The organism is Bacteriovorax stolpii, assembly GCF_002872415.1.
Taxonomy (GTDB): domain Bacteria; phylum Bdellovibrionota; class Bacteriovoracia; order Bacteriovoracales; family Bacteriovoracaceae; genus Bacteriovorax; species Bacteriovorax stolpii.
Genome location: NZ_CP025704.1, coordinates 821912 through 844770, shown reverse-complemented (window position 1 = coordinate 844770; position 22859 = coordinate 821912). Strand labels below are relative to the sequence as shown.

The 22859-nt window shown below is 40.8% G+C and carries 26 protein-coding genes; 7 read left to right on the top strand and 19 right to left on the bottom strand.

Going from position 1 to position 22859, the window contains the following annotated elements:
- Positions 1–59: 59 nt before the first annotated feature.
- Together C0V70_RS03960 and C0V70_RS03955 are read left to right on the top strand one after the other, a co-directional pair.
- The gene (locus tag C0V70_RS03960) at positions 60–605 is read left to right on the top strand and encodes an RNA polymerase sigma factor (RefSeq protein WP_102242573.1); all 546 of its coding nucleotides are present in this window, start codon (positions 60–62) and stop codon (positions 603–605) included.
- A complete protein-coding gene (locus C0V70_RS03955; protein ID WP_102242572.1) occupies positions 602–1072 on the top strand; it encodes a hypothetical protein in 471 nt (156 codons plus the stop codon). Before C0V70_RS03960 ends, C0V70_RS03955 begins: the two co-directional genes overlap by 4 nt.
- Here the strand turns inward: C0V70_RS03955 and C0V70_RS03950 are convergent.
- From C0V70_RS03950 to C0V70_RS03910, 9 genes are all read right to left on the bottom strand, one after another.
- Positions 1069–1995: a hypothetical protein gene (locus C0V70_RS03950; RefSeq protein ID WP_102242571.1), complete on the bottom strand. Its 927-nt coding sequence runs from the start codon at positions 1993–1995 to the stop codon at positions 1069–1071. The two genes, C0V70_RS03955 and C0V70_RS03950, sit on opposite strands and share 4 nt — an antisense overlap.
- Positions 1995–3008: a GHMP family kinase ATP-binding protein gene (locus C0V70_RS03945; protein WP_158649557.1), complete on the bottom strand. Its 1014-nt coding sequence runs from the start codon at positions 3006–3008 to the stop codon at positions 1995–1997. Before C0V70_RS03945 ends, C0V70_RS03950 begins: the two co-directional genes overlap by 1 nt.
- On the bottom strand, positions 3001–3525 hold the full coding sequence (gene hpt, locus C0V70_RS03940) for a hypoxanthine phosphoribosyltransferase (RefSeq protein ID WP_102242569.1): 525 nt from the start codon (positions 3523–3525) through the stop codon (positions 3001–3003). The genes C0V70_RS03945 and hpt overlap by 8 nt, the downstream gene beginning before the upstream one ends.
- Positions 3526–3569: 44 nt before the next feature.
- On the bottom strand, positions 3570–4208 hold the full coding sequence (locus C0V70_RS03935; RefSeq protein WP_102242568.1) for a thymidine kinase: 639 nt from the start codon (positions 4206–4208) through the stop codon (positions 3570–3572).
- Between the two features lie 130 nt (positions 4209–4338).
- Positions 4339–4947, bottom strand: coding sequence for a hypothetical protein (locus C0V70_RS03930; protein WP_102242567.1), 609 nt, complete (start codon positions 4945–4947; stop codon positions 4339–4341).
- Positions 4944–6359 (bottom strand): hypothetical protein, encoded by a 1416-nt coding sequence (locus tag C0V70_RS03925; protein WP_158649556.1) that lies wholly within the window; start codon positions 6357–6359, stop codon positions 4944–4946. The genes C0V70_RS03930 and C0V70_RS03925 overlap by 4 nt, the downstream gene beginning before the upstream one ends.
- A gap of 5 nt (positions 6360–6364) precedes the next feature.
- Positions 6365–7900, bottom strand: coding sequence for a GldG family protein (locus C0V70_RS03920; protein ID WP_102242565.1), 1536 nt, complete (start codon positions 7898–7900; stop codon positions 6365–6367).
- 10 nt (positions 7901–7910) lie between these two features.
- Positions 7911–8654 (bottom strand): ABC transporter permease subunit, encoded by a 744-nt coding sequence (locus C0V70_RS03915; RefSeq protein ID WP_102242564.1) that lies wholly within the window; start codon positions 8652–8654, stop codon positions 7911–7913.
- On the bottom strand, positions 8651–9496 hold the full coding sequence (locus tag C0V70_RS03910; RefSeq protein ID WP_158649555.1) for an ABC transporter ATP-binding protein: 846 nt from the start codon (positions 9494–9496) through the stop codon (positions 8651–8653). The genes C0V70_RS03915 and C0V70_RS03910 overlap by 4 nt, the downstream gene beginning before the upstream one ends.
- 160 nt (positions 9497–9656) lie before the next feature.
- Between C0V70_RS03910 and C0V70_RS03905 the strand changes: the two genes are divergently transcribed.
- Entirely contained in the window at positions 9657–10667 is a 1011-nt protein-coding gene (locus C0V70_RS03905; RefSeq protein WP_102242562.1) for a DHH family phosphoesterase, read from the top strand.
- On the opposite strand, the gene C0V70_RS03900 is transcribed toward C0V70_RS03905, so the two are convergent.
- The 3 genes from C0V70_RS03900 to C0V70_RS03890 form a co-directional block, all read right to left on the bottom strand.
- Positions 10664–11023 (bottom strand): hypothetical protein, encoded by a 360-nt coding sequence (locus C0V70_RS03900; RefSeq protein WP_102242561.1) that lies wholly within the window; start codon positions 11021–11023, stop codon positions 10664–10666. The genes C0V70_RS03905 and C0V70_RS03900 overlap by 4 nt on opposite strands.
- Positions 11024–11047: 24 nt before the next feature.
- Entirely contained in the window at positions 11048–11341 is a 294-nt protein-coding gene (locus tag C0V70_RS03895; protein ID WP_102242560.1) for a hypothetical protein, read from the bottom strand.
- An 80-nt stretch (positions 11342–11421) separates the two neighbouring features.
- The gene (locus tag C0V70_RS03890; RefSeq protein WP_102242559.1) at positions 11422–11901 is read right to left on the bottom strand and encodes a hypothetical protein; all 480 of its coding nucleotides are present in this window, start codon (positions 11899–11901) and stop codon (positions 11422–11424) included.
- A gap of 67 nt (positions 11902–11968) precedes the next feature.
- Here C0V70_RS03890 and C0V70_RS03885 point away from each other — a divergent pair, with 67 nt between their 5' ends.
- The 3 genes from C0V70_RS03885 (at position 11969) to C0V70_RS03875 (ending at position 14853) form a co-directional block, all read left to right on the top strand.
- A complete protein-coding gene (locus C0V70_RS03885) occupies positions 11969–12646 on the top strand; it encodes an HAD family hydrolase (protein ID WP_102242558.1) in 678 nt (225 codons plus the stop codon).
- A 110-nt stretch (positions 12647–12756) separates the two neighbouring features.
- Positions 12757–13959, top strand: coding sequence for a hypothetical protein (locus C0V70_RS03880; RefSeq protein ID WP_102242557.1), 1203 nt, complete (start codon positions 12757–12759; stop codon positions 13957–13959).
- A gap of 243 nt (positions 13960–14202) precedes the next feature.
- Positions 14203–14853 carry a hypothetical protein gene (locus C0V70_RS03875; RefSeq protein WP_102242556.1) on the top strand — a complete coding sequence of 217 codons (651 nt, stop codon included), beginning with the start codon at positions 14203–14205 and terminating at the stop codon, positions 14851–14853.
- Between the two features lie 57 nt (positions 14854–14910).
- Here the strand turns inward: C0V70_RS03875 and C0V70_RS03870 are convergent, their stop codons facing one another.
- Genes C0V70_RS03870 through C0V70_RS03850 form a run of 5 tightly spaced genes read right to left on the bottom strand, consistent with a single transcriptional unit; the run spans position 14911 to position 20264 of the window.
- Positions 14911–16497 carry a hypothetical protein gene (locus C0V70_RS03870; RefSeq protein WP_133566704.1) on the bottom strand — a complete coding sequence of 529 codons (1587 nt, stop codon included), beginning with the start codon at positions 16495–16497 and terminating at the stop codon, positions 14911–14913.
- 6 nt (positions 16498–16503) lie between these two features.
- The gene (locus tag C0V70_RS03865; protein ID WP_102242554.1) at positions 16504–17772 is read right to left on the bottom strand and encodes a TRAP transporter large permease; all 1269 of its coding nucleotides are present in this window, start codon (positions 17770–17772) and stop codon (positions 16504–16506) included.
- On the bottom strand, positions 17769–18272 hold the full coding sequence (locus tag C0V70_RS03860) for a TRAP transporter small permease (protein ID WP_102242553.1): 504 nt from the start codon (positions 18270–18272) through the stop codon (positions 17769–17771). Before C0V70_RS03860 ends, C0V70_RS03865 begins: the two co-directional genes overlap by 4 nt.
- Before the next feature lie 12 nt (positions 18273–18284).
- Positions 18285–19256, bottom strand: coding sequence for a TRAP transporter substrate-binding protein (locus tag C0V70_RS03855; RefSeq protein ID WP_158649554.1), 972 nt, complete (start codon positions 19254–19256; stop codon positions 18285–18287).
- Positions 19257–19283: 27 nt separating this feature from the next.
- Positions 19284–20264 carry a TRAP transporter TatT component family protein gene (locus C0V70_RS03850; RefSeq protein WP_102242551.1) on the bottom strand — a complete coding sequence of 327 codons (981 nt, stop codon included), beginning with the start codon at positions 20262–20264 and terminating at the stop codon, positions 19284–19286.
- Positions 20265–20603: 339 nt separating this feature from the next.
- Between C0V70_RS03850 and C0V70_RS03845 the strand changes: the two genes are divergently transcribed.
- Positions 20604–20804 carry a hypothetical protein gene (locus C0V70_RS03845; RefSeq protein WP_102242550.1) on the top strand — a complete coding sequence of 67 codons (201 nt, stop codon included), beginning with the start codon at positions 20604–20606 and terminating at the stop codon, positions 20802–20804.
- Between the two features lies 1 nt (position 20805).
- Here the strand turns inward: C0V70_RS03845 and C0V70_RS03840 are convergent, their stop codons facing one another.
- Positions 20806–21426 carry a Maf family protein gene (locus C0V70_RS03840; protein WP_102242549.1) on the bottom strand — a complete coding sequence of 207 codons (621 nt, stop codon included), beginning with the start codon at positions 21424–21426 and terminating at the stop codon, positions 20806–20808.
- The gene (locus C0V70_RS03835) at positions 21413–22843 is read right to left on the bottom strand and encodes a FecR family protein (RefSeq protein ID WP_102242548.1); all 1431 of its coding nucleotides are present in this window, start codon (positions 22841–22843) and stop codon (positions 21413–21415) included. Before C0V70_RS03835 ends, C0V70_RS03840 begins: the two co-directional genes overlap by 14 nt.
- Positions 22844–22859 lie beyond the last annotated feature (16 nt).

Genomic DNA, 22859 nt, shown 5'->3' with positions numbered 1-22859 from the left:
CTTGCTATGATAAAGCCAGTATTACCCCCTATACGTCACATCCTGAGGGTTTGTGACGTATGCGTTTACGAGAGAGGAAAACGCTGGCCAACTTAAAAGCGCTTTCGGCGGAGGAGCTTATGCTCATCTACCAGACACATTCACCCACAGAAGCTTATGAAGCTTTCAGCGAGCTTTATTCCCGCTACAGTGGACGTGTGTTTAATTTCCTCTTTAAGAAGACCAGGAATCAGGCAGAGAGTGAGGATTTGCTGCAAAAAGTGTTTCTCAAGATCCACGAAAGCAAACACCTCTATAAAGATAAGTTTAAATTTGAGCAATGGCTTTTTGTCATCGCCAGAACCCAGGCACTGGATCACTTTAGAAGTGCCAAGAGATATAAGGATCGACTTGATAAATACTCTCCTGACATCCAGGAGGAAAGCATGGTGGACACCAGCGCCCTCGCCTCTCTCGAGGCCGATCAAGAGGAGCTTCTGGCCATGAAGTTTATCGACGACCTCTCTTATGAGGAAATCTCACAAGTGCTGGGTAAAAGCGAAGTCTCTTTAAGAAAAACTGTCAGCCGTCTTATGGCGAAAATGAGAAAAGGTGAAGCCCTATGAATCAAATTCCACCATCAGTGAATGAAAAAATCCTAACGAGTGTGCATACAAAGCTGCACCCAAAAGTTAGCTATCTTCTGGGAAAAGTTTTTCTTGCTCACATTCTTTCTTCTATCATTACGCTTTCAGTGTGCCCGCAGTTTGGTTTTAAAATTTTTAAGCTTCCTATCAACCTGATGCATACGTTTATGGTTTTTGGGCTCCCTGTCTGCAACTTTCTCTGCGGACTTTTCTTTACAACCACATCAATGCTCATTGCCAGTATCGTCCTTAACCGTGACGAAGTCAGGGCCTTAAGACATAAAGAAGTTCTTGCAGCTTCTGTTTTAATCTTAAGCTCCATTGGATTCTTCGGGATTATGAACCCTAACCTCTTTATCGAGTTCTCTCTTCTATGGCTTTTAGGAGCTGTGTTGGGAGTGATTTTAACGGTAGAGATCAGTTCGAGAGTTCTGGCCCGCGCTTAGATTCCAAAATCCGGAATAATGAATTTTGTTTCTTCTGGCATTGTCCAGTCTGGAAGTTCTCTGTTTTTCTTTAAAAGCACGTTTTGTCCGGCAAGGGCCAGAAGGAAAGAATCAAAAGCGCGCGGATTTTTAACCAGGATCTCCAGATCGTGGTTGTAGATAAAGATATCCAGCTTACTTTCAATCTTTTTAATCGTCTCAAGGCGAGTTTCATAACCTAAGTCGATATCAGATAAAAGCTCAACGTCTTTTTTAAGGATGATTTTAGACCTTAGAAGCTCAACGATAATAATGTGTGCATTGGCCTCAAAAAGCTCCAGCTCCTTCGGGAAATGGCGCTTAATATAGTTAAAACGGAAAAGAACCATGAGCGAAACATTTCCGAAAGAATCAAAAGATGTGTTAAACATCTCTAAGATCTGGTCGTAGTAGTATTTCCAAACCCAGAAATCCAGAGTCCTGTTCCAGTATGGAAGGAATCCTTTTTTCAGACGTCTTTTAAATGAACGTGAAAGAAGGTGGTGAGCTGTTTCTTTTGAAAAGATGTCGCGGTTGTAGACGATTTCGTCGGCCTTATTTCTTTCCTGCTCGTATTTTTTTGGGTTTTCATTGATGAGTTTTTGGTCTTCATCAAGAAGGTTTTTTATTTTTTCCTGAACGACGTCGATCTTTTTTTCAGCATCGCTGGCACATTCAATCGCTGGTTTTGAAAGCGGGAAATCAACTACGAGTTGTTTGACATCATAGTTATTAATCCATGCGTGAATAGCGTCGTCGTTGTGATTGACCTCTTCGTCTTTAACCGGAAGAAGTGATTTAAGAAACCATCGTTTGCTGTCTGGGTAGTACTCTAGGAGGCAGAAGTAGAAATTATCATTTCTACCACCCTTCATACTTAAGCTTCCGATGTTGTTTGTATCCATTAAAGCGGGCCTTCTACATTAAATGTCAGTCTCTTCATTTGGAATTTACCAAGAAGCTGATCGATGTACTCGCGGTCTCCCGGTTTGTGAGTGATCAGGAAACATCCGCCTCCCCCAGCTCCACAAATTTTCATTCCAAAATGCGCTGACTGGTCTTTTAAAACCATGTGCAGTTGATTCATATTCGGAGTCAGGATTCCCGGGAATAATTTTCTTCTTTCTTCCCCTTCCGCTGCAATTAAAGGAATCAGATCGTTGTATCTCTTTTCCTTAATCGCTTTAAAAGCTTCATGAGAAAGGCGGGCGATTTCTCCAAGACCATGTCTTACGTTTTGATCCTTATTAAAGAATGCCTTATAAACTTCCCAGTTATTGATTCCTGAATTTCTCGTCTCACCTGAATAAACAAGCGTGATGTGATTTTCTAAAACTTCTTTTAATTCTTTTGAGTAAAGCTGCTCAACATGAACCGCTCCCGGGCGTGGAACTAAGCCTAAAACTCCACCAAATAAAGCAGGGTAATAATCCTGATATCCGGCCGGGCAATCAATGATCAGGGCCTCTAGGGCATTGATCTTTTGAATCGCTTCGATTCTGTTGTATTCAATTCCCAGGTATTTTGAAATAGCAGCGTAACAAGTTACACCCATCGCCGATGAGCCACCAAGCCCTGCTCCCGGAGGAGAACCTGACTCAAGCTCCATACGGACGTTTTTAGTTAAAGCGAATAAGTTCAGGATATGAGCGATGAATGTTAAGTTCCCGAAGAAATTCTTTTGTAAGTTCTCCGCTGTGAAATCAGCGCGGTTAAACTTGTCAGTTGTTTTATAGTCTTTTGAAACGATTTCCACTCCATCAAAATCGATGTGAGTGATTTTTACTTTTGCTTTAAGCGATGTTGCCAGGTTTAACGTCACTACGTTTGGCAAAATAAGATTGATAGGGATAAGATCAAGAGTCCCCCCTAACAAATCGACGCGAACAGATCCTTCTACCAGTACTTCCTTACTCACCATAAACTCCAATGTATGGAAGTTCACGGTAGCGCCCATCAAAATCCAGACCATATCCAATAACAAATTTATCTTCGATATCAAAACCTAAGTAATCAATCGGCACGTCTACTTTCAGGCGCGCTTTTTTTCTTAGCAGTGAACAAAGCTTTAAGCTCTTCACGTTTTTTAATTTCATATGTTTTAAAAGAAAGCTAATAGTTAAGCCCGTATCAACAATGTCTTCAACGACGATCACGTTTTTTCCTTCCAGCGACTGCTTGACGTCCATGCGGAAGGCCACTTCACCAGAGCTGTTTGTCCCTTCGTATGAACTTAGAGAAACAAACTCGATATTGACCGGAGTTTGAATGTGACGGACTAAATCCGCACAAAAAATAAAAGAGCCGTTCAAAACTCCGACCACAACCACATCCTGACCTTGGAAGTCACGATTGATCATGCCAGCGAGTTCTTTTACGCGCGTCTGGATTTGTTCTTCGGAAATAAAGACACCAATAGGAGCAGGCTTTGTCATCCTAATACCCTGTGCGAGGAGGATTGATATTGCCTACTAGTGTACTATAAATTTTGTGTTTTGGAACGAGACTCGTTTAAATTCACGAAGAATGCTAACTGGTCCTGGTCTTCACCGAAGAAATCGGCGTGAGCACGGCAGCGTGCCTCATAAAGATCAGTTTCCCCAACAAGAACCTGGTTAGTATTTTTTGGATCTTTTCTGAATGTTTTTGAAGCAGGTGCTCCGCACACTGTACAGATGGCCTGAATCTTAGTGACATTGTCAGCGATTGCCAGAAGGTTTGCCATTGGACCAAACGATTTTCCCATATAGTCCTGGTCAAGGCCTGCCATGATGACACGAATCCCACGGCGAGCAAGTTTCTCAACTACAATTGAGATGCTCTCGTCGAAGAATTGAACTTCATCAATGCCTACAACTCTCGTTGAATCATAAACTTTTTGCAAAATTTCGATTGAAGAGTTCACTGGTGTCGCTTCAATTGAAAGCGATGAGTGCGATACGACTTCTGTGTCGTGGTAGCGGTTATCAATTGCTGGCTTGAAAATTTGGACTTTTTGGCGAGCGATCTGTGCTCTTTTCACTCGGCGAATAAGCTCTTCTGTTTTACCTGAAAACATAGGTCCGCAAACGACCTCAATACTTCCAGAACTACCTGGCATCCCTGCAAATAGAGTCATAGATCTCTCCCCAAAATGTCTCAAAAATATCGTAACAATTGTGTGTGTGTTTGCTCATCTTGGCAGATGAAAGGCCCGTTTTCAATCGGGTTTAGGCCTTCAAATTCTAACATCAATAAAATTTAAGTTGTTAGATCAGGGATATCAGAAACGTGAAGTAAGACGCGACGAGTATAGTCGTTAAAAACATCAAAAAAAGTGGAGTCAGAAGCACTAAAAAAGCTTGCACTCGAGTAAATCCCAGCTTAGCGCGAAGGCCGCTAAAAAGATAATAACCCATCGTTAGGATGCTTAAGACATTTCCAAAAATCGGAATGATTAAAAAGATATTGGCCGTGAAAATAGAATTTAAGAGTTCCTCGATCTCGATATCAAGCGAGCGCTCCCCATCGTATTCAAAAATCTGAGCATAAAATCTTAAAACATAGGCCCAGAACTTAAACCCGAATTGGAAAATAAAAGGATAAAAGATCACTTCAAACAAAGTCATCATGAGCGAGATCTTTTGGAAAGTCACATTGATGGACTCAAAAAGCAAATGAGAAAAATCAGCTGAATTAGAAAGGTACTCATAACTTCTGATCCCCAGATAAAGGGCGAAGATCGAGTAAAAAGCGTAGATCATATGCAGGGACCATGAAATCCCCATCACCTCAAAATAAGAAATCCTCTCTCCATCCACCGATCTTTGCGTTGGTTTCAGGAAAGTCTGGAAATATAAATTGAGAGAGTGAATCATTTTTTAGGGCCTACAAAATAGTCTTCGTATCTTATACTAAAAGGAAGCTTCTCGCCGACCAGATGGTGAACCATCACTTTGTTATCCAGGTCGACAATGATTGCTTCATTCTCTTCCAGAATAACACTCAAATGCCTATTATCAAACTGAACTCTCAGGATATTTTTCTTGAGTAAATCAGTTGGACTTATATCTAAATCATTGACGTGGTTGCCTTCCATTTTAAAAAATTCAATCAAACGCTTAAACTCCAGCGCTCGAATTGAAGCTTCAGTGTATTTGTTATTCGTTGGAAGAACTTTAAAGAGTTCTTTGTCCTCTACTTTTACCGTTTCAGTTTTTCCATCGTAAAAAGTAACACTCAAGTTGTAGCTCTTTTCTTTTGGTGCAATCACTTTGCGCCAGAAGTCCTGAACGTTGACGAAGAAGTACTGAGCATCTTCAGGCTTTAATTGGTAAACGATGTTATCGAGGCTGGTTTTTAAAAAGTAGCCGTTTTCTTCCCCGTACTTCTTATAAACAGTCAGCGTGTATTTGCGGTTTTCTCTATCGACCACTTCAAACTGCGAAAGAATCTCATCTAACAAGGCCGGATTGGCCGGATAATAGATACTTTTACCTTCCAGCTTTGAAAGAAACTGGTGAAAAGAGACCCAGTTTTCATCAAAATATTCGATCCCTTTTGGTGGGGCCGGTTTTGTCGTCGAGTCTTTAAAAGAAATTGAATAGGCCTTATTTCTAAACGTCGAAATCCTGATCGTTTCAAAATTGATCTTGTCTTCCGGATAACTAAAATCCTTAAAAACTCTAGTGTCATAGAAATATTTATTGGTCAGGAAAAAAACAACCTGAAGCCTTTTAAATTTAACATCTGATCTTCTGTATTGGTCATCGCTTTCATAAACGCCAGGATCAGGGGACTCATCGCTGACGATCACAATTTGCGATTTATTATCGCGCACGACCTGCATGTAAAATGTTTGGTCATAATCCAGCTTTTTTCCCAAGATAAAAGTCATTTGCCCTTTATCAAAGTGAAAAGTCATCTTCATTGACGGATCAGGAATGTAGAAACTCTCGCCGACTTTAGCGACTTCTGCTTGATTGAGAAAAGTTTTAACTTTAAGACCACCCAGGATAGTGAAAAACTCGTTGAGTCTCTCTTCTCTGAGTCTCATGTTGTTTTCTTTGTCGTAGTAAAAGCCTCCACGGCGCTCAAAATTGAGCTTGATCCCTTGGATACTGGTGATTTCTCCCAGTCCTTCAGAGTTTAGGAGCGCATTTTTTTTGGCCTCCGCAGCCTCTTTAATTTTATTGCTTCTTTCTTCAAAGATATAAGTTCCGGCCAGGGCAATAACCAAAAGGATAAAGAGGGCCAGGTTCTTATGTTTTAAAATTTTATCTTTCATCATTTTTCCTATTTATCGCGCTTTCTTCTGTACATAAAAATCGCCAAACCAAAGAGGACTAGCGGTGAGAAGAGCACTGAGAAATAAAAAATAATCCCCATCTGAGGTGCGGAAATAAAGATCGGCTCACTCTGAACAATAGGAAGGTTAAACGAGATCAAACGGTCTTCACCTACAACCCACGACAGTGAATTTAAGAAGAAGGCATAGTTGCTGCCAAATTTCGAGTAAGCATTATAAACAAATGAAGAGTTTCCAAAAACGGCAATTCTGTTAGTGTCGCTTTCAAATGTCAGTGCCAGGCTTAGTGGTCCCGGACGGTCTTCGCCTTGAGTGTACTGCATATTCTGAGCGGCAAGCTCTTTTAAGCTCGTCTCTCCCCATGAATCGGGAAAAGGAGTTGAAGAGGCCAAAGACTTCACGGCTCCTTTCATTCCCGGTACGACTTGATCTGGAATCGGGTCCAGCGAAGCTGCCAGAGGAAAGAAAATTTGTCCTTTAAAATTTTTAGTAATTTCACTGTCGTGATCAAAATGATCAACCAGTGGAATAGAACCGTTAGAGCCATTAACAAAGCTTTTTCTATCGATCACCAGATCGTTTCTCACGATCATTTTATAAGCTCTTAACAGGGCCCTCAGGTCTTGATGAACATCGCCGTTTAATTCCGGATCAATGGCCACCATCAGGTTTCCTTTTCTCTCTAAGAACTCTTTAAGAACATTAATCTCTGAGGCGTGCAGTGCCGTTTTTGGACCCCAAAGAACAATCGCTTTCGCATCATAAGGAATCACTTGAGTTGTCAGAAGATTAAGCGGACGAATATCCATTGCCGAGTTTTTTGCTGACTCGAAAATAAATTTCAATCCTTCATTTTCCTGAGAGTTAATATCCCCTTCACCGTGACCTTGAACAAAATAAACGACCGGGTCCTGGTTGCGGGAAATCTTAATGAGCCCATTGGTGATGTTGAGCTCATCTCTTTCAGTCACTTTCTGGCGCTTGCCATTGTACTCGATAACCAGAGTGGCAGCGTCGCTGATCTGATAATCTCCCACCAAATCCGGGCGCACATCAATGTCGATTTTTTCAATGTTAATTGAAGGTTTTTCTGCGCGATAAAACTCTAAAAGCGCCATCCACGGAAGTGACTCCTGTTTTCTGGCAAACATTTTAAAGGTGATCGGCTCCTTCATTTCCTTGAGGATATTTTTGGTCTGATCTGTCAGCGAGTTTAGCTTGATTACTGACCAGTCAAACTGCGAAGGGTGTTTATAGGCCCAGTAATTCGCCACTCCAAAAAGAGAAAACAGCAGAGCAAAGAAAACTAACGTTTCCTGCAATTTTTTGAAGTGATTGCTTTGGTAATAAACCGCAAGGGTTACGCGGTTTAAATAAATTGATACGCACGTCAAGGCCATCGCCACAGCTGTCACTGCGATATTTAGAGTCAATTCCTCCGGGATAGAAATCCACAGGGCAATAACCACGAGATAAAGAACGCTGATAATAATTGCTAAAAGAATGTTGTACCATTTTTTCATTTTTATCCCCTTACCACTTTCTCGACTGAAGAGACTTCAGGGTTAATAAAAAGAAAAAAGCATAAAAAGACAAGAAGTACACGACACTGTATGAGCGCAGAAGGCCTCTGGTAAAACCTTCATAGTGAAAAGGAATTGTGAGGTACTGAACCATCAGTGCTAGAAGATAGTTGTTAGTTGCATTGACGGAAATTACCAGCAGCATTGATCCTAAAAGAATACAAAACGTCAAAAGACTGGCCACGATCTGGTTGTCGGTTAAGCTTGAACAAAAAAGCCCTACTGCCGTATAGGCCATAATCGAAAGAACAATTCCCAAGTAAGAACTCCACACCACTCCCCAGTCGCTGTAACCAGAAAATGAAAGGATGAGCGGGAAAAGCAGAGTCAACGACAGCATAAAAAGGACCATCGCCACGTTGGAAATAAATTTTCCTAAGATAATCTGCATCTCCGTTAGCTCCGATCTTAAAAGAAGATCCAGCGTGTGTTGCTTTTTTTCTTCAGCAAATGAGCGCATCGTAATCAGCGGACAAAGGAAAATAAAGATGAAGTTAATATTTCCAAAGATTGGAGTAATCACTCCCATCGTCATCGTCGTTGTTGTCATCTGCTTTGACTGAACCAGGTAGTTAAAAAACAACCAGCCCATCATTAAAGAAAACAATCCCGCGAGAACATAAACTAAAGGGGAAGAAAAAGCGTCCCTAAGCTCTTTTTTGGCCAGGACCATAATTTTTTTACAATAGATCATTCGTGAATCCGTTTGAAAAGATCTTCAAGCTCACCGCGCTCCTCTGCAAATTCTAAAAGTCCAATCTCTGGCGATACCAGAAAACGGGAAAGTTCAGAGCGAATATCGGCCTTGCCTTTTGTTACAATTTTTAACAATGTATTTTTTTGTTCTTCATCAAAAGTCACTTCGACTTCTTCAAGCGCAAAAGTATTTTGCAATTTTTTCTTTTGCTCTTCGGAAAAAGACAACACGCGCGCCTTGATACTCATGTTAGTTTTAAGGCTATTTAAGATCGTCTCAATTGATCCGGAGACAACAATTTCCCCGCGGTTAATCAACGTGATCTCAGAACACAGAAGCTCAACTTCATGCAACTGGTGAGACGAAAACAAAATGGTGTGTTCGTTTTTTAATTCCAGGATGAGGGACCTGATGTCTTGAATCGCTACAGGGTCAAGACCAACAGTAGGCTCATCGAGAATAATAATTTCCGGAGAATGGATAATCGCCTGAGCAATCCCCACTCTTTGTTGGTAGCCTTTTGAAAGATTGCCAATCAATCTGTCTTTAACATCTATCAACCCAGTCTTCTGCATAACTTCATCAACTCGTGCTTCGTTGATAACAGGTGCATAGATGGCAAAAACAAATTTTAAATAATCTTCCACGCTCATGTTGGGATAAACGGGAGGATGTTCCGGCAAAAATCCAACTTTCCCATTCACTTTAAATGAACCACTTGATTCTGGAATAAGCCCACTCAAGATCTTCATCGTCGTGGATTTTCCCGCCCCATTTGGCCCTAAAAAGCCATGAATGCTTCCCTTCTTCACAGCAAAAGACACATTATCTAAAGCCATGCGTCCAGGATAGTTCTTACATAATTTCTGAATTTCTATCGCTAATTCCATAGGACCACGTAGTGTTAATGAATAAATGTCGCTAAAAAGCGCCTTAATGTGGAAAATCGTAACAAAAAGTACAGCATTTGAAAAAAATTTAGTGTAAATTATTAATGCTATGAACATTATCGAAAGATTTCATCATTACATAAAAAAGGCAGAGAACATCGTTATCTCTACTCACATCATTCCTGATGCTGATGGTATTGGAAGCGAGATTGCTCTTTGTCTTGCAATGCGCGCTCAGGGCAAAAATGCAATTTGTGTAAACGAGGAACCATTACTTGAACGATACAAGTACCTCGACCCCGAAGATGTGGTCATTTCACGCGAAGATTACCTGGCCTTTTATCCTGAAGCTGAAGTTGATCTCTTTATCGTAACCGACACAAACTCACTGGAGAGAATTGGTGAAGGAATGAAGGCCATCGCTAAAAAAGCTCCTTCCCTGCTTTTTATCGATCACCACCCATGCCCGAAAGAAGTCATGGCCGAAAACTGCATCGATACAAGTAAAGCGGCAACGGGAGAGCTTGCCGGAGAACTCATTCAGTCTCTTGGTGTTCCGCTAAATAGAGAAATGGCCCTTCCTTTATACACGGCCATCCTCATTGATACTTCAAGTTTCCGCTACCCAACAGTAACTGGGAACACTCACCGCCTGATCGGAAGTTTAATGGATACAGGAGTTCGCCCTCCTCACGCCTACAACATGATCTACGGGACAAAGAAAATCTCTTACATGAAACTTCTAGGGAAAGTTCTGGCGAGCGCTCATACGACAAAAGATGAGAAGGTGGCCTGGCTGACTTTAACGGAAGATCTACTTAACAAGTTCAACGTTGACTCTGAAGACACACTTGCTTTCATCAATCACCTGTTGGTTCTGGACAATATCAAAGTTGCCATCATGTTCAGAGAAATGGGACCGGATATCAAAGTTTCACTTCGTTCAATTGGAACTGTGGATGTTGGGGTTATGGCCCGCGCTCTTGGAGGCGGAGGTCACGATCACTCGGCAGCGGCTATTATCAATGGACCACTTGATGTCGTCATCAAGCAGACAGTTGATAAGCTTCACGAAATGCTATTAATCGCTGAAAGCAAAGACTGTTCAAAATCTCACTAATCAATAATAACTGGCAGATCAATTGGACCGGCATAAGATTTCCTGCACTGGATTCTTGCAGCATTATAATCATACTCGCTGAAAATTAAACCTACTGAATCCGATGAACTTTCAATTTGCTTAACTGCCTGAGTTGGAAGATGAGTGATTTTTAATTTATTTATTTTCGTTGCATCTGAATAAGCATACTCAAAAGCATACTCTCTCAGCGCAAAAGAGAATGAATCCCCGACATTTTCAAACTTTTTGAAAAACATCTGACTGGCATCAAGTCGAAGAGTGATTTCACAATCTGTTTTAGCAAAAGCTTGAAGTGAAAAAGCACTTAGAAATACGGCCAATAAAGTAGTCTTCATATTATTTCCTGAATTTTTAAAATACTAACGGCAAAGAAGTTCAATCGATTGAATCTGCCCATTACCAGGTGCTGGCATTAATTCAAGCGTTGCTGTGTTTGATTCTTTTTTGTATGTCAAAACAGTTGTCTCTACTGTTTCAAAGTTGATTGCTGTACAAACAGCACCTTCTGTCTCCAGACATTCCAGTGATACACCATTTACATTTAAGATTCCCGATTCAAGAGAAGCTGTTACCTCTTCGTTTGAACAGATTAATGTGTCAGCTAGAACAACGTTTGAGCCTAGGATTAAAAAAGATAATAAAATAGCTTTCACAGGACACCTCTTTAAAAAATGGATGCCCTATCCTACTATAGATCTGGAAAATGCTGGGAAATCTTGTAAATTTTACAGATTTACTGCTGCCCGAGAATCTTCTCGAGAGCTTCTCTTTCCTTAGGGTTGAAATTAAAAGCACCTTTTGAAAGGACCGTTTTTAACTTCTCCTGAGTATTAGTATCTTTGGGGTCGTTGAGAGCGATATCGCTTTTGATCGTCAGGTTTTTAGTATTAGGAGAATTGTCTTCATCAATCTCTGGCTTCTCTACTTTCACTTCATCAACCAGAGACGGCTTGATCAATTCTGGTTTAACACTGTCATTAAGAAAGCCTTCACCTAATTTTTTCGAGTTGCTTTTTAGCGCCATATTTTTAGCTGTGTCCGATGTTTCCACATGGGCTGCCAGTTTTTCCTTTATCTCGCTCGCGCTGATATTTTTTCTTTCTGGTGGAGTTGGCTTTTTGCGAGAAATGCCTTTGCCCTCTTTCGAGGAAGCCTTCTCGGTTTTTGCCGATGCTGAAGATGAAACTGTCGATTCATTTCGGAAGATTTTCATGGTATAGTCCTTACTCTCTCTAGTAAGATTATAACAAACATTCCCTTAAATTTTTACCGGGCAAAACATGACCGACTTAAAAACTCTAGTACGACTTAAAGATGCGATTCTCTTTGATATGGACGGAACTCTCGTCAATACAGAGCCTCTGCATGCCAAGGCAGCCGTCATCGTTTTAGCAGAAATGGGAGTGAAAGTTGACCTCATGGCCTGTATCGATCAGTTCTATGGAATGACCGATCATGTGGTTTTAAAGACTGTTTGCCCACAGCTCTCTGACAAAGAAATTGACCACGCAATCGAGCAAAAAAATTATCACTTGATCAATCTCTTTAAAAAGTTAAAAGACCACGAAAAAGAACAATACATCACTCCAGGTCTTCTGCCTTTTTTAAATCATTTAAAACAAGAAAATAAAATGTGCGCGGTTGTCAGTGCCAGCGAAGACATCATCGTTCATGAAACGATGAAATGTTTTGGATTAGATCACTTTATGAAAATCCAGATGGGGCGCAACCAAACCGTTTTAACCAAACCACATCCCGATCCATATATCGAAGCGATGAAGAGATTAAACACAAATCATGAACGCTCGATTATCTTTGAAGACTCTCCTACCGGCATCAAGGCAGGAAACGCTTCCGGTGCTCAAGTGATTCGAGTCACGGCCTTTGCCCACCATGGCGGGGCCCAGACAATCGAAGGTCAATACATCGAACTGGTGAACTTTCACACCGACTATTAAATACTCCTCGCATTAAGTCCTTGAGAAATCAAAATGACAGGGTAATTCCTTTGACAACAAAGGATGCCTGATAGACTCTTTTGCCTTCAAAAATTCAGGAGACTTTTATAATGAAAGCATTAGTGTTTTTACTCGCTCTTCTTCTATCTGTTGCTCATGCAGAAACGAAGCTTTCTTACTCAGGAGATGCTTACGTTCGCGGTTACTTCAAAAACTCAACAGGTAACAACGGAACTCAGGCCTTCAACCAATTTTTTAGACTAAATGTTATCGCTAAGCCAGATGACAACCTCTCGGTAAAAATCGGAGCCATTCTCGCTAGTGATAGCTGGGAAGGTGATAACCATAAAGGTATCTACTCTTCAACAACTCAAAACACAGGGACTGCTGTTGGTGGAACAAATGATGATGGATTCGGAAACGACAACGTTACTCGCTTAGACCACGCAGTTATTGAATACTCAAAAAACAACTGGATCACATCTGTTGGTCGCCATGTTGTAACGACTCCAGGAAGCTTCGTTACTTCTGATGACAGAAGAGACAGAATTCAGGTGATTAAAATCCGTGACAACTACGATGCCGTAGCTTTTGCTTACGACAAAAGAGCCGAAGGTGCACTAAACAACGCTAAAGACGATGTTGATATGTACTCGCTTAACTACTACGGTGCTTTCTCAGGAATGAAATACGCGCTTCAGACAGGATACTGGACGGCGAGAAAATACAATGCAGCGACATCAGGATTCAATGGCGTGAACCTTGATAACGTAAAACAATTCTCTCCTCAACTTGAAGGATCACTAGCTGGAATTGATTTCAATTTCTACTATACACTTCTATGGGGTGGATCTGCTTACTATAAAGATGAACACCACGCTGCTGCTTTAAAACTAGCGCACGACTTTGAAATCTTCAAAGTTGAGTTCCAGTCTATGGCCACACTTGATGGTGGTTTAATTGCAGGTGGATTTGATTCACTTTCAAGTGTTGTTAACAACTCTCCAGACCACAACCAGTCTTCTATTAAGTTAAGAACTGTTGGTTTTGGATTAGGTAACAAACAATCTGACGATCAATTACACATGCTTCGTTTCTCAAAAATCTTCTCGCAAGAATTAAGTGCAACTGTTGGTGGTGGTTACGGAGTCTTCTACAACACTACATCAAAGAAAGATGAAAAGAACACTCTTGTAGATGCTACAGCTCGCTACAGTTTCTCTCAGTATCTTTCACTAGCGGCTTCCTACGGACGCTTTTTCGGTGATTACGAACAACACGCTGGAAGCCTTACTCTAAAGGCCGTGTTCTAGTCCTAACTCTTGACTATTCCAAGGCCCTTTTCAACAAACACACAAATACTGGGCACTTTTTAAAAAGTGCCCTTTTCATAACCCCTCAAATTTCTTAGCACGCTTGCTTTCCTTGAAGCTAGTGGAATAACCGAGTAATCTTCTCTTACTTTGAAAAAACGTTTGTGAGTCTTCTACGGTACGTCTGTTCACGTTGACCCTAGTTGATAAGAAGAACCACAACAAGCTTCTAATGGAAGTCGTATGATGAAGATCTTTTCGAACACTAAGGCCCTTGTCCTGTCAGTCGCTCTAACTGCAGGCGTTCTCTCAACTTCATGTGGTGATGGTACCAGCTCATCTAACATCCAGGTACCGGGTGTAAACAACATGTCTGTAACTCTTGTTCAAGACAATGTGTTGATCTCAATGGTTTTCCAAAACCTACAACTTGATGGTGGACTTCGTTACAACATTCCGAAGTATCCAAACTCATACCTAGAGATTTCTCCAGACCTTCAATCAGCTGGAACTCTAATGGCGATCTCTGTTTCTCTAAAAGACGTATTCAATACAAGCCTTCAAACGCTTGACCCTGCAACACTTCCTGGTGGACGTTCTCTACCTGGTGTAGCTGGCGGACGTTTACCGGCAGTAGCTTTCTCAATTGAGAAATTCAAGAATATGAGTTTCTACCTAGGGCCAAAACTGTTTGGTGTATTCATCCCAGTTAAGAGTCTAGGAATTGGTAACTCGATCATTACAGCTAGATATTACACAGGTTCAAACAGAATTGGTAACATCTCTCTTGTTGGTGAAGACGCGAACGGTGAAAACGCTGGTATCCTGTTAATGTTGGATATGTCATCAAGTGTTCAGTCTCAGCTGAAGTCTGTTGCTAAAAAATATAACTAATCAATAAAGAAAATAATCTTCTTCTTATTAAGCCCCGAAAGTTCTTTTCGGGGTTTTTTATTTTTTAAGCAGAATGATTTGCCAGCGGTTTTTTGTAGAGGCGTCGTTTTTTAATTGAACGTAATGAGGCGTATTTTTCTTTTCCAGGTCGTTGACCACGTAGAACTTCTCCCCTAACACCGTCACGATGTTATAAAGTCCCTGGTGGTTTTCCGTATCGATTAAGAACTTAAGGAAGATCAGACCTACGGGAGCATCTTTAGAGCCCAGCATATCATAAGACTTCATATCGTTTAGCGCCGATCTGGTCTGAAACTTTTTAATCGGACCCGATAATTCTGTAATCATCTCTTGAGTGAATTCAAAATCATCGCGGAAAATATCCATATCCACATCGATACTCGAAAGCCCTTTTTCTTGAAGCTCCTGGGCTGCCCTTTCAAATTCACTAATCTGTGGTTTTGGCGGTTCTACAACCACAACGACTGGAACCTCAGGTTTCTTTTCTTCTACCTTAGGTGCTTCTACAACCACTGGTTTTGGTTTGGGCCTAGGTTTTGGCTTTGCAATAACCACGACAGGTTCAATCTTAGGTGGTTTTAAAGCTGTCAGGAAGTCACTTAGCCCCTTCATATCAAATTCCTTAAGCGCACCTGGCAGGAAAAGTTCCCCTTGCTGATAACGGCTATTAGACTTTAATAGATAAGAATAAAGAAGTGGGTACTGTCTCGAAAGAACCGGGTAACTCGATTCTTTATTCTGGAAAAGCTTCCCGTAACGGCGAAGGCACTCTTCTCCCATCCCCGATTGGTTAATCAGATTAAAGGCATTGGATTTTTTAATCAATTCAGTGGGAGTTGTAATTCCTGAAAGTCCATAAAAGCTGTCCTTTTCAGAACAAAGCATCTTGATGGTCTTTGTATCGCTTGCACAGAAACCCGCAAGTGCATCTTTAATTTCTTCAACTGTAAGGCCACGGCAGTTTTTCTTATTGGCAATACACCATTCGTGAAGTCGAGCAAAGGTTGGTTCAGTCGTCAGTGATGTCGAATCCTGGAATTCATTGAGCCAGGCCGCTGTTTCTTTTTTGTTAAAGGCCGGCGTGTGGATTTTTTCAATCTCGTTAACAAATTTTCCGTACACTCTTTCATGGAACTTCTTCATATCTGAAGATTCAGGAGTGCACCCGCCAAAGACATCTTTAAAATTCATTGAACAGATATTTTTTCCACCCAATTGAGAAGAGAGTTTGTTGTTAAGTTTTAATCCCTCAAACAAATAACTCATAGTGACCAGGCGGTAAAGATAACGGATATAATCGATATTCTCACCGAGAGTTTCGTCCGGACAAGTCGATTTTTCAACGACCTCATTAAACCAGTAACGGTGAAGCACAAACGGCTCATCTTGAATCTGCTGGTTCATGTAGGCGTCTTTAAAAGTGTCGTCTAAAAGAATCAAATCCCCTACGCTATCGCTATATTGGCTGCGTGGATCAAGTGGCCCTGCATAGTTTATGGTTTTTTTCTCACCCATAAACACATCACGGTAATAATCATCAAGTTTTTTAGTATCAGCAACTGACGCCACCGATGTACATAACATCGAAAGCGTCAGAGTGAATGTATGGAATCGTGAAAACATAAACATCTATTTAAACCAGAACAAGCTCAAGCTAGGTACATAAGTAATAATAATCAGTGCAATAATCAGTAAAACTAAAAAAGGCACAGAGGCGCGGTACAAAGTCGTGATTGGCTTATTAAACCTGAAGCTGCCGATAAAAAGATTGATTCCAACCGGCGGAGTTAAATAACCAATTTCCAGGTTTGCCAGGAAAATGATTGCCAGGTGAATTGGATCAACACCAAAATCATTCGCAATCGGGATAATCAATGGCACTACAACAATGATGGCGCTGAAGATGTCCATTAAACAGCCGACAATGAGAAGAAAAATATTCAGGAATAAAAGGAATGAGTATTTATCATGTAAAAACTCTTTCATCAGTGCAAAAATTTTAAGCGGGACTTCTTCATCAACCAGAAAGTTCGTAAACCCAAGGGCACAGCAGAGAATCAGAAGAATCCCCCCTACCAAGCTCATCGAATCAACAATGACTCTCGGAATGTCCTTAAACAAATCGAGATCTTTATAAATAAAAACTTCCACGATAAAAATGTATAGTGCAGTAAAAGCGGCCGCTTCCGTCACTGTAACAATTCCACCATAAATCCCCACGAGAACAGCGACTGGTAGTAAAGCTTCAAGCCATGCTTCTTTTAAGGCCGCAACGAAGTCTTTTAAAATAAACTTATTAGTCTTCTCCCCTGTATGTTTTGGGCTGTTATAAACTGCCCAAAAAGAAAGAACGACCATAATAACAATACCCGGAACAATTCCGGCCTTAAAGAGCTTATCAATATCAACTTTAGCAACCATCCCATAAAGAATGATAGGAAGTGATGGTGGGAAAAGTAATCCAAGGGAACCAGAGGCAGTAATCATTCCCAAGGTGTATTTTTCCGAATACCCGTCTCTCATAAGAATCGGATAAATCAATCCTCCCAAGGCAATGATTGTTACACCTGAAGCTCCGGTAAAGGCCGTAAAAAAAGCACAGACAACCAGGGCCACAATAGAAATTCCGCCGGGGAGCCAGCCCAATCCGGTTTCTGCCAGTTTGAGAAGTCTTTGAGGAGATTTACTTTCGGCCATTAAATACCCGGCAAAAGTAAACAGTGGGATAGTCATTAATGTAGGCGCAGATGATATTCTATAAAATTCCTGAGCAACGGCCGAAACCTCTACTCCAGAAAACGTAAAGGCCACGAGGGCCGCAAGTGACATAATAATAAAAAGTGGAGTTCCAAGAATTGCGAGAAAGACGATCCCTAAGGCCGCAACGGTACCGGTCATAGCGCCCCCTCTTTTTTTGCTTCAAAACTTAAAAGGAAAACTAAAAAAAATCTAACTAACAAGAAAGCCAGACCTATTGGAATAATCATAACCAGGTAGCCGCTTCCAATCCCCCAAAATTCCTCTTTCGAAAATTCCATCTCAACACGAGTGAAATCAACACCTGATTTAATCAACCAAAGAAGAACAAACATTGAAGACACCATGATAATTCTACTGATTGCCGTTTTAGCAGAGTGCCACCCTTTGCTCTCTACAAATTTACCAACAATATCAATTCCAATGTGTGTCCCTTTTCCAGTCGCAACGACACCACCAAGAAATGTCCCAATAAACACCAAATGCCTTACAAATGGATCAATCCATGTAATATTATGATGAAACCACCTGGCCACGATGCTCAGGGAGCTAAAAATTAACATAGACATTACACAAATAACTAGCAACCAAGTTGCGATCTTTTCAACAATGTTGTCGCATTTTTTCACTAAGCTAAACATATCTTTTCCTGTTTATTTTTTGGCCATTTCTGCTTCTAGTTTTTTTAGAGCTTCTGCAGAAAATAGCTTACCAGTCAGTTTCTTAATCATAGTCGCTCTATAACCTTGAGCAACCTTGATTTCTGAGTCACTAAATTTCACAAATTCAATCTTCTGAGACTTAATGGCGGCCATTGCATCATCATTGTCTTTAGCGTTTCCAGAGTTAATTTCTTTTTCATATTTTTTTGCAATATCTGACACAATCTTCTGATCAGCAGGAGAGATGTTCGCCCATGCAGAGTTAGTGATAACAAAAGCACCAATTGAATATGAAATTGGAAAATCAACAATGTATTTTACTTTTGTGTTCCATTGAAGAGCGATAATCCCGATAGGTGGTGCATAAGCGGCTTCAACGACACCTGTAGAAAGAGAAGCCAATACATCAGGAAGAGCAAGAGGCACACCGATGAGGTTCATTGATTCAAATAGAGTTGCAACAATTGGATCACCATCCCAAGTCCAGATTTTGAGCGACTTAATTGAATTTAAGTCCTGCACCTTTTTTTGAGTAACAAAATAAACATGTCCAATTTCAAATGTTGCCAGGTTCTTAAACTTGTTTTGCTCAAATTTCTGATTAAAAAATGGGGTCATTGCCTCTAGCGTTTTTAGGGCCTTCACACGGTCGTGGTTAAAAGTAAATGGAACTTCCATTACGCGGACATCTCCATTAATTTCTCCCAGAGTTTTTCCGGTAAAAATTCCTCCCTGTAACTGACCAATTCTAATTTTTCTCAAAACATCCTGCTCGTCTCCCTGAGAACCACCGTAGTAGATTTTTAGTTCAACGTTGCCTTTAGTTGCGTCTTTAATTTCTGTTGCCATCTTTTTGATGTTCTTTGCCCATCCAGTTCCTTCAGGAGCAAGAACGCCAACCTTAATGGCCGCATGAAGATTCATTGATGCAAAGAGAGTCATTGAAAGTAAAAGTGTTTTCATGTTCATTACCTTTTTAAATTTTGCCTATTAAAAAAATTGCTTTTGAAAGCGGTTCATTAATTCATAACGTTTTAGTGAGAGAGTCTGATAAAATCTCATCCCCGACTCTCTTGTCCATGCTGATTCGTTTTTTGGATTTTGGTCGTAGATGTAATATTTTTGGAATTCATCATGGAAGCCTTTCATCGCCAGCATCTGCTCTTTGAAACCTTCTTCATCGTTTTGGGGAATCAAATAAAACTGCATATAGCTTGTTCTAATCAGCCAATTGTGTGGATGCTTGGCAATCGCCTTTAAGAAAATCTCTTTTCCTTTGGCCGGATTTCCACCAAGCATTTGCGGGCGCCCCGCTTCATAAGCTCCATAGAAAATATCGCACGTCCCATAGTTGATTGATGGATCTTTTAAACAAACCCAATCAAACATTCCTTTAGCAGCAGGAAGTTGAGACACTAATCCCATATTGTCTTTTTGAATATTCACCAATACGGCCAGTGATTGCGCCGTAAAGAGAACGATCTCCAGGTCTCTTTTGTCGTCGCCCATTTTTTTATCTAAAAGAAGATGAATCCCTTGAGGTTCATTCATGCGCGAGATGATATCGTTTAATTCAATCCCTTTTTCTTTCAGGTAACGAAGCCCGAAATTAAGCGATCTGGTGTAATTAAAAAGCGCCTGTTTTTTACCTTCTTCGCTTTTTAGTTCCGCCCACTCTTCTTCGTACATATGTGTTTCATTCACCGCAAAAGCATAACCGGCATACCCTTTATTCAGAGTTGCCAAAAGGTCCATATTTTTTGGTGATTGAGCAAGAAGTCCCTCGATTAAAATCAAGTTGCCTGGCAGACCATCTTTAAAAACGTCGAAGTTTGATTCGTGTAAAACGCCGTTTCCTGAAGTGTAAATCAGATCCCCTGCTCCTCCGACGGCCATTTTGTTGAATGTAGAACATGAAGATAGAAGAGTTCCCAGTGTGATTGCAGTAACTGCTAAACGAAGCTTATTCATGAAGCTCACCTTATTTTGTTGGCATTAAAATTCCTTTTCAAGTACTAAGATTGCCCTATAAATCAATGATTTACAACCTTAGCAGAGTGGGAAAGTTTGCCTATTACAGGGGGGATAGGAAAAAGCTCTGTCCCGTAGTATAATTAGCTTAAGTACTTAGTCACCAGGACCGATAATAAGATCACTTTAGTCGGTTTTGTTTTAAAGGAGACTCTATTGACGACTTTACCTTCTAAGTAACTTTTTCGAACCTTCTACAACTTCCTTGCGTGGAATTGTTATTGGTTGAAAGGGTTACAAAACCGGATCTACCATTAACGATTTAACAAAGAGGATGACATGACAACTGACAATCAAACGACCAATTCACTGACCCCTATCGAAGACAATACGACCTATTCTAAAGCTGCTGGTATCGGCAGAAATTCTGCTTCTAAAGCTGTTGAGAAAACTTCGACGACACTTAAAACGCTGAGCTTAAGACCTACGAAGTCTGTTAAGAAAAACAGCAGTTTTAAACCGACGAAGAAACTTAGGTAGTTTAAAGGAACTGGCTTCGGTAATTTTCACCAAGTACAATTGCAAGCTCGCCTACGACTTTATCGAGGGGAAAACCCACTACGTTGGAATATGACCCTGAGAGATTTGAAATGAATGTTAAGCTTGCCCCCTGAATGCCGTAGGCGCCTGCTTTATCCAAAGACTCTCCCGTCGCAATGTAGTCGTCCATCAGCTCTTTTGAGATTTCTGTAAACGTCACTTCAGTCGAATCAAAAAATAAATGCTCACGAAGTTTTTTCGTGGCCTGTTCAACAAACAGGAAACTCACTCCAGTAATCACCTGGTGAGTTTTATCGGAAAGCTCATTTAAAATAGCGCGTGCATCGTCTTTGTCTTTTGGTTTGCCGTAAAGCTTTCCATCCAGGACAACGATGGTGTCGGAAGAAATGATGAAAGGATTTTCAATTCCAGAGACCTTCTCCATAACCGCGCGCGCTTTTTGTGAAGCTAAATCCATCGCAATGCGATCGGGCGCAGTTTCATCGGACACTTCATCCAAATCAGCTGTTAAAATCTGAAAAGGAATGTTGATGTAAGAGAGAAGCTGTTTTCTACGCGGGCTTTGTGAGCCAAGAACAAGGTGGTATTTATCTGATCCCATGCATTTTTTTCCAAAGAAGTTTTTTAGTTGAGTTTAAAACTTCTCCGGTTTCTTTGTCATCAGAAATATCTCTGAATTGCTCGCCGTATTTGTAATAACGGTTAAGCGCTGTGATGAAAAAATAATTGCCGTAAGTCATTGCCTGCGTCTTTTCGCCCCTTTCTTCCAGGCGCTCTCTAAAGCGCGAACTGGCCAGAAGATTAGATGTCTCTACTCTGCGGAAATACTCTTTTAAGAAATCCAGGCGCAGCTCCAGGTCTGCCTTTTTTTCACCTTCATCTGCTTTGATTTTCCCCCAAAGCCTGTAACCATCTTTTTTGGCCAGGACCATCGGGTCGTATTTTTCTCTGAAAGCAAATTCGGAATAACGCTTTAAAAAAATTTCACGCCCCATCATGATACTTGGAATTCTTTTGGTTAAAAATTCACCGACATTCAGCCATCTGACTTCTTCGGCGTGAGCATAGTTTCTGCCTTTTTCATCAATAGAAATCCAAAGGTCATCCTGAATTGTGTTGAGTGTTTTGTTGTCAAAACCGCGCAGTTGTAAATTGAGATCTTCCGGTACTACTTCACTGGCCTTCATTCCCAAAAGTTCAGTTGAGCGTTTCTTAAAAAATGATTTCCCACCAAGAAGTACCACCATTTCCACACTCGGAGACTCACCCATAATCGTCGCATTAGGCATAACTAAAAAAGCATAAGTCGGTTTTTTCTTGGTCAATTTATTATTGGACTCAATCGTTTCATTGAGAGATTTGTAATGATTGATGAAAGTCTTCTTTTCTGAGAGCAGTTCAAATAAATCATCTTCGAGGTATTCTTTTTTATCATTGACCGGAAGAGATTCATATTCTGAATACGGGAAAAAAATCACGTCTGTTTCACGTACATCCACTTCTTCAAAAGTGTTTTCGTGACGGGAAAGCCACAAAACATTTCCAGCATTGATTCTGGCATTAATGAAATTTTCTTTAACACCCACATTGAATTCATTAAACGTCACCGATGACTGAGGTGAAAGCCTCACCATCGTTCCATCAAACAAAAAGATCCATGCATAACTATCACCTACCGTCTGGATTTCATCCCCTTCATATAGACCTGTGCGGTATGAACCGTTAAAAAAGCTCTCTCCGCGGTCAATGCGACAGATTCCGACACACTGATAGATGCGCCCAACAAGCTCGCGGTTGTTTCTTTCTCTAATGATTTTTTCCCAATCGGGAACCTGGTCTCTGATATCACTTTCTTCTTTCCAGTCCTTAAACGACAAAAAAGAGTTAACCGGGATACTTCCCCATGGAGTGACACTTTGATTTTGCCCTTTGAATTCCAATTTCGGCCCAGGAGTGACCTCTTGTGCAACTGCACAAAACGCCAGAGCGGACAGAAGAATGAGCAAAGTCTTTTTCATGTTCACTCTATCGGAA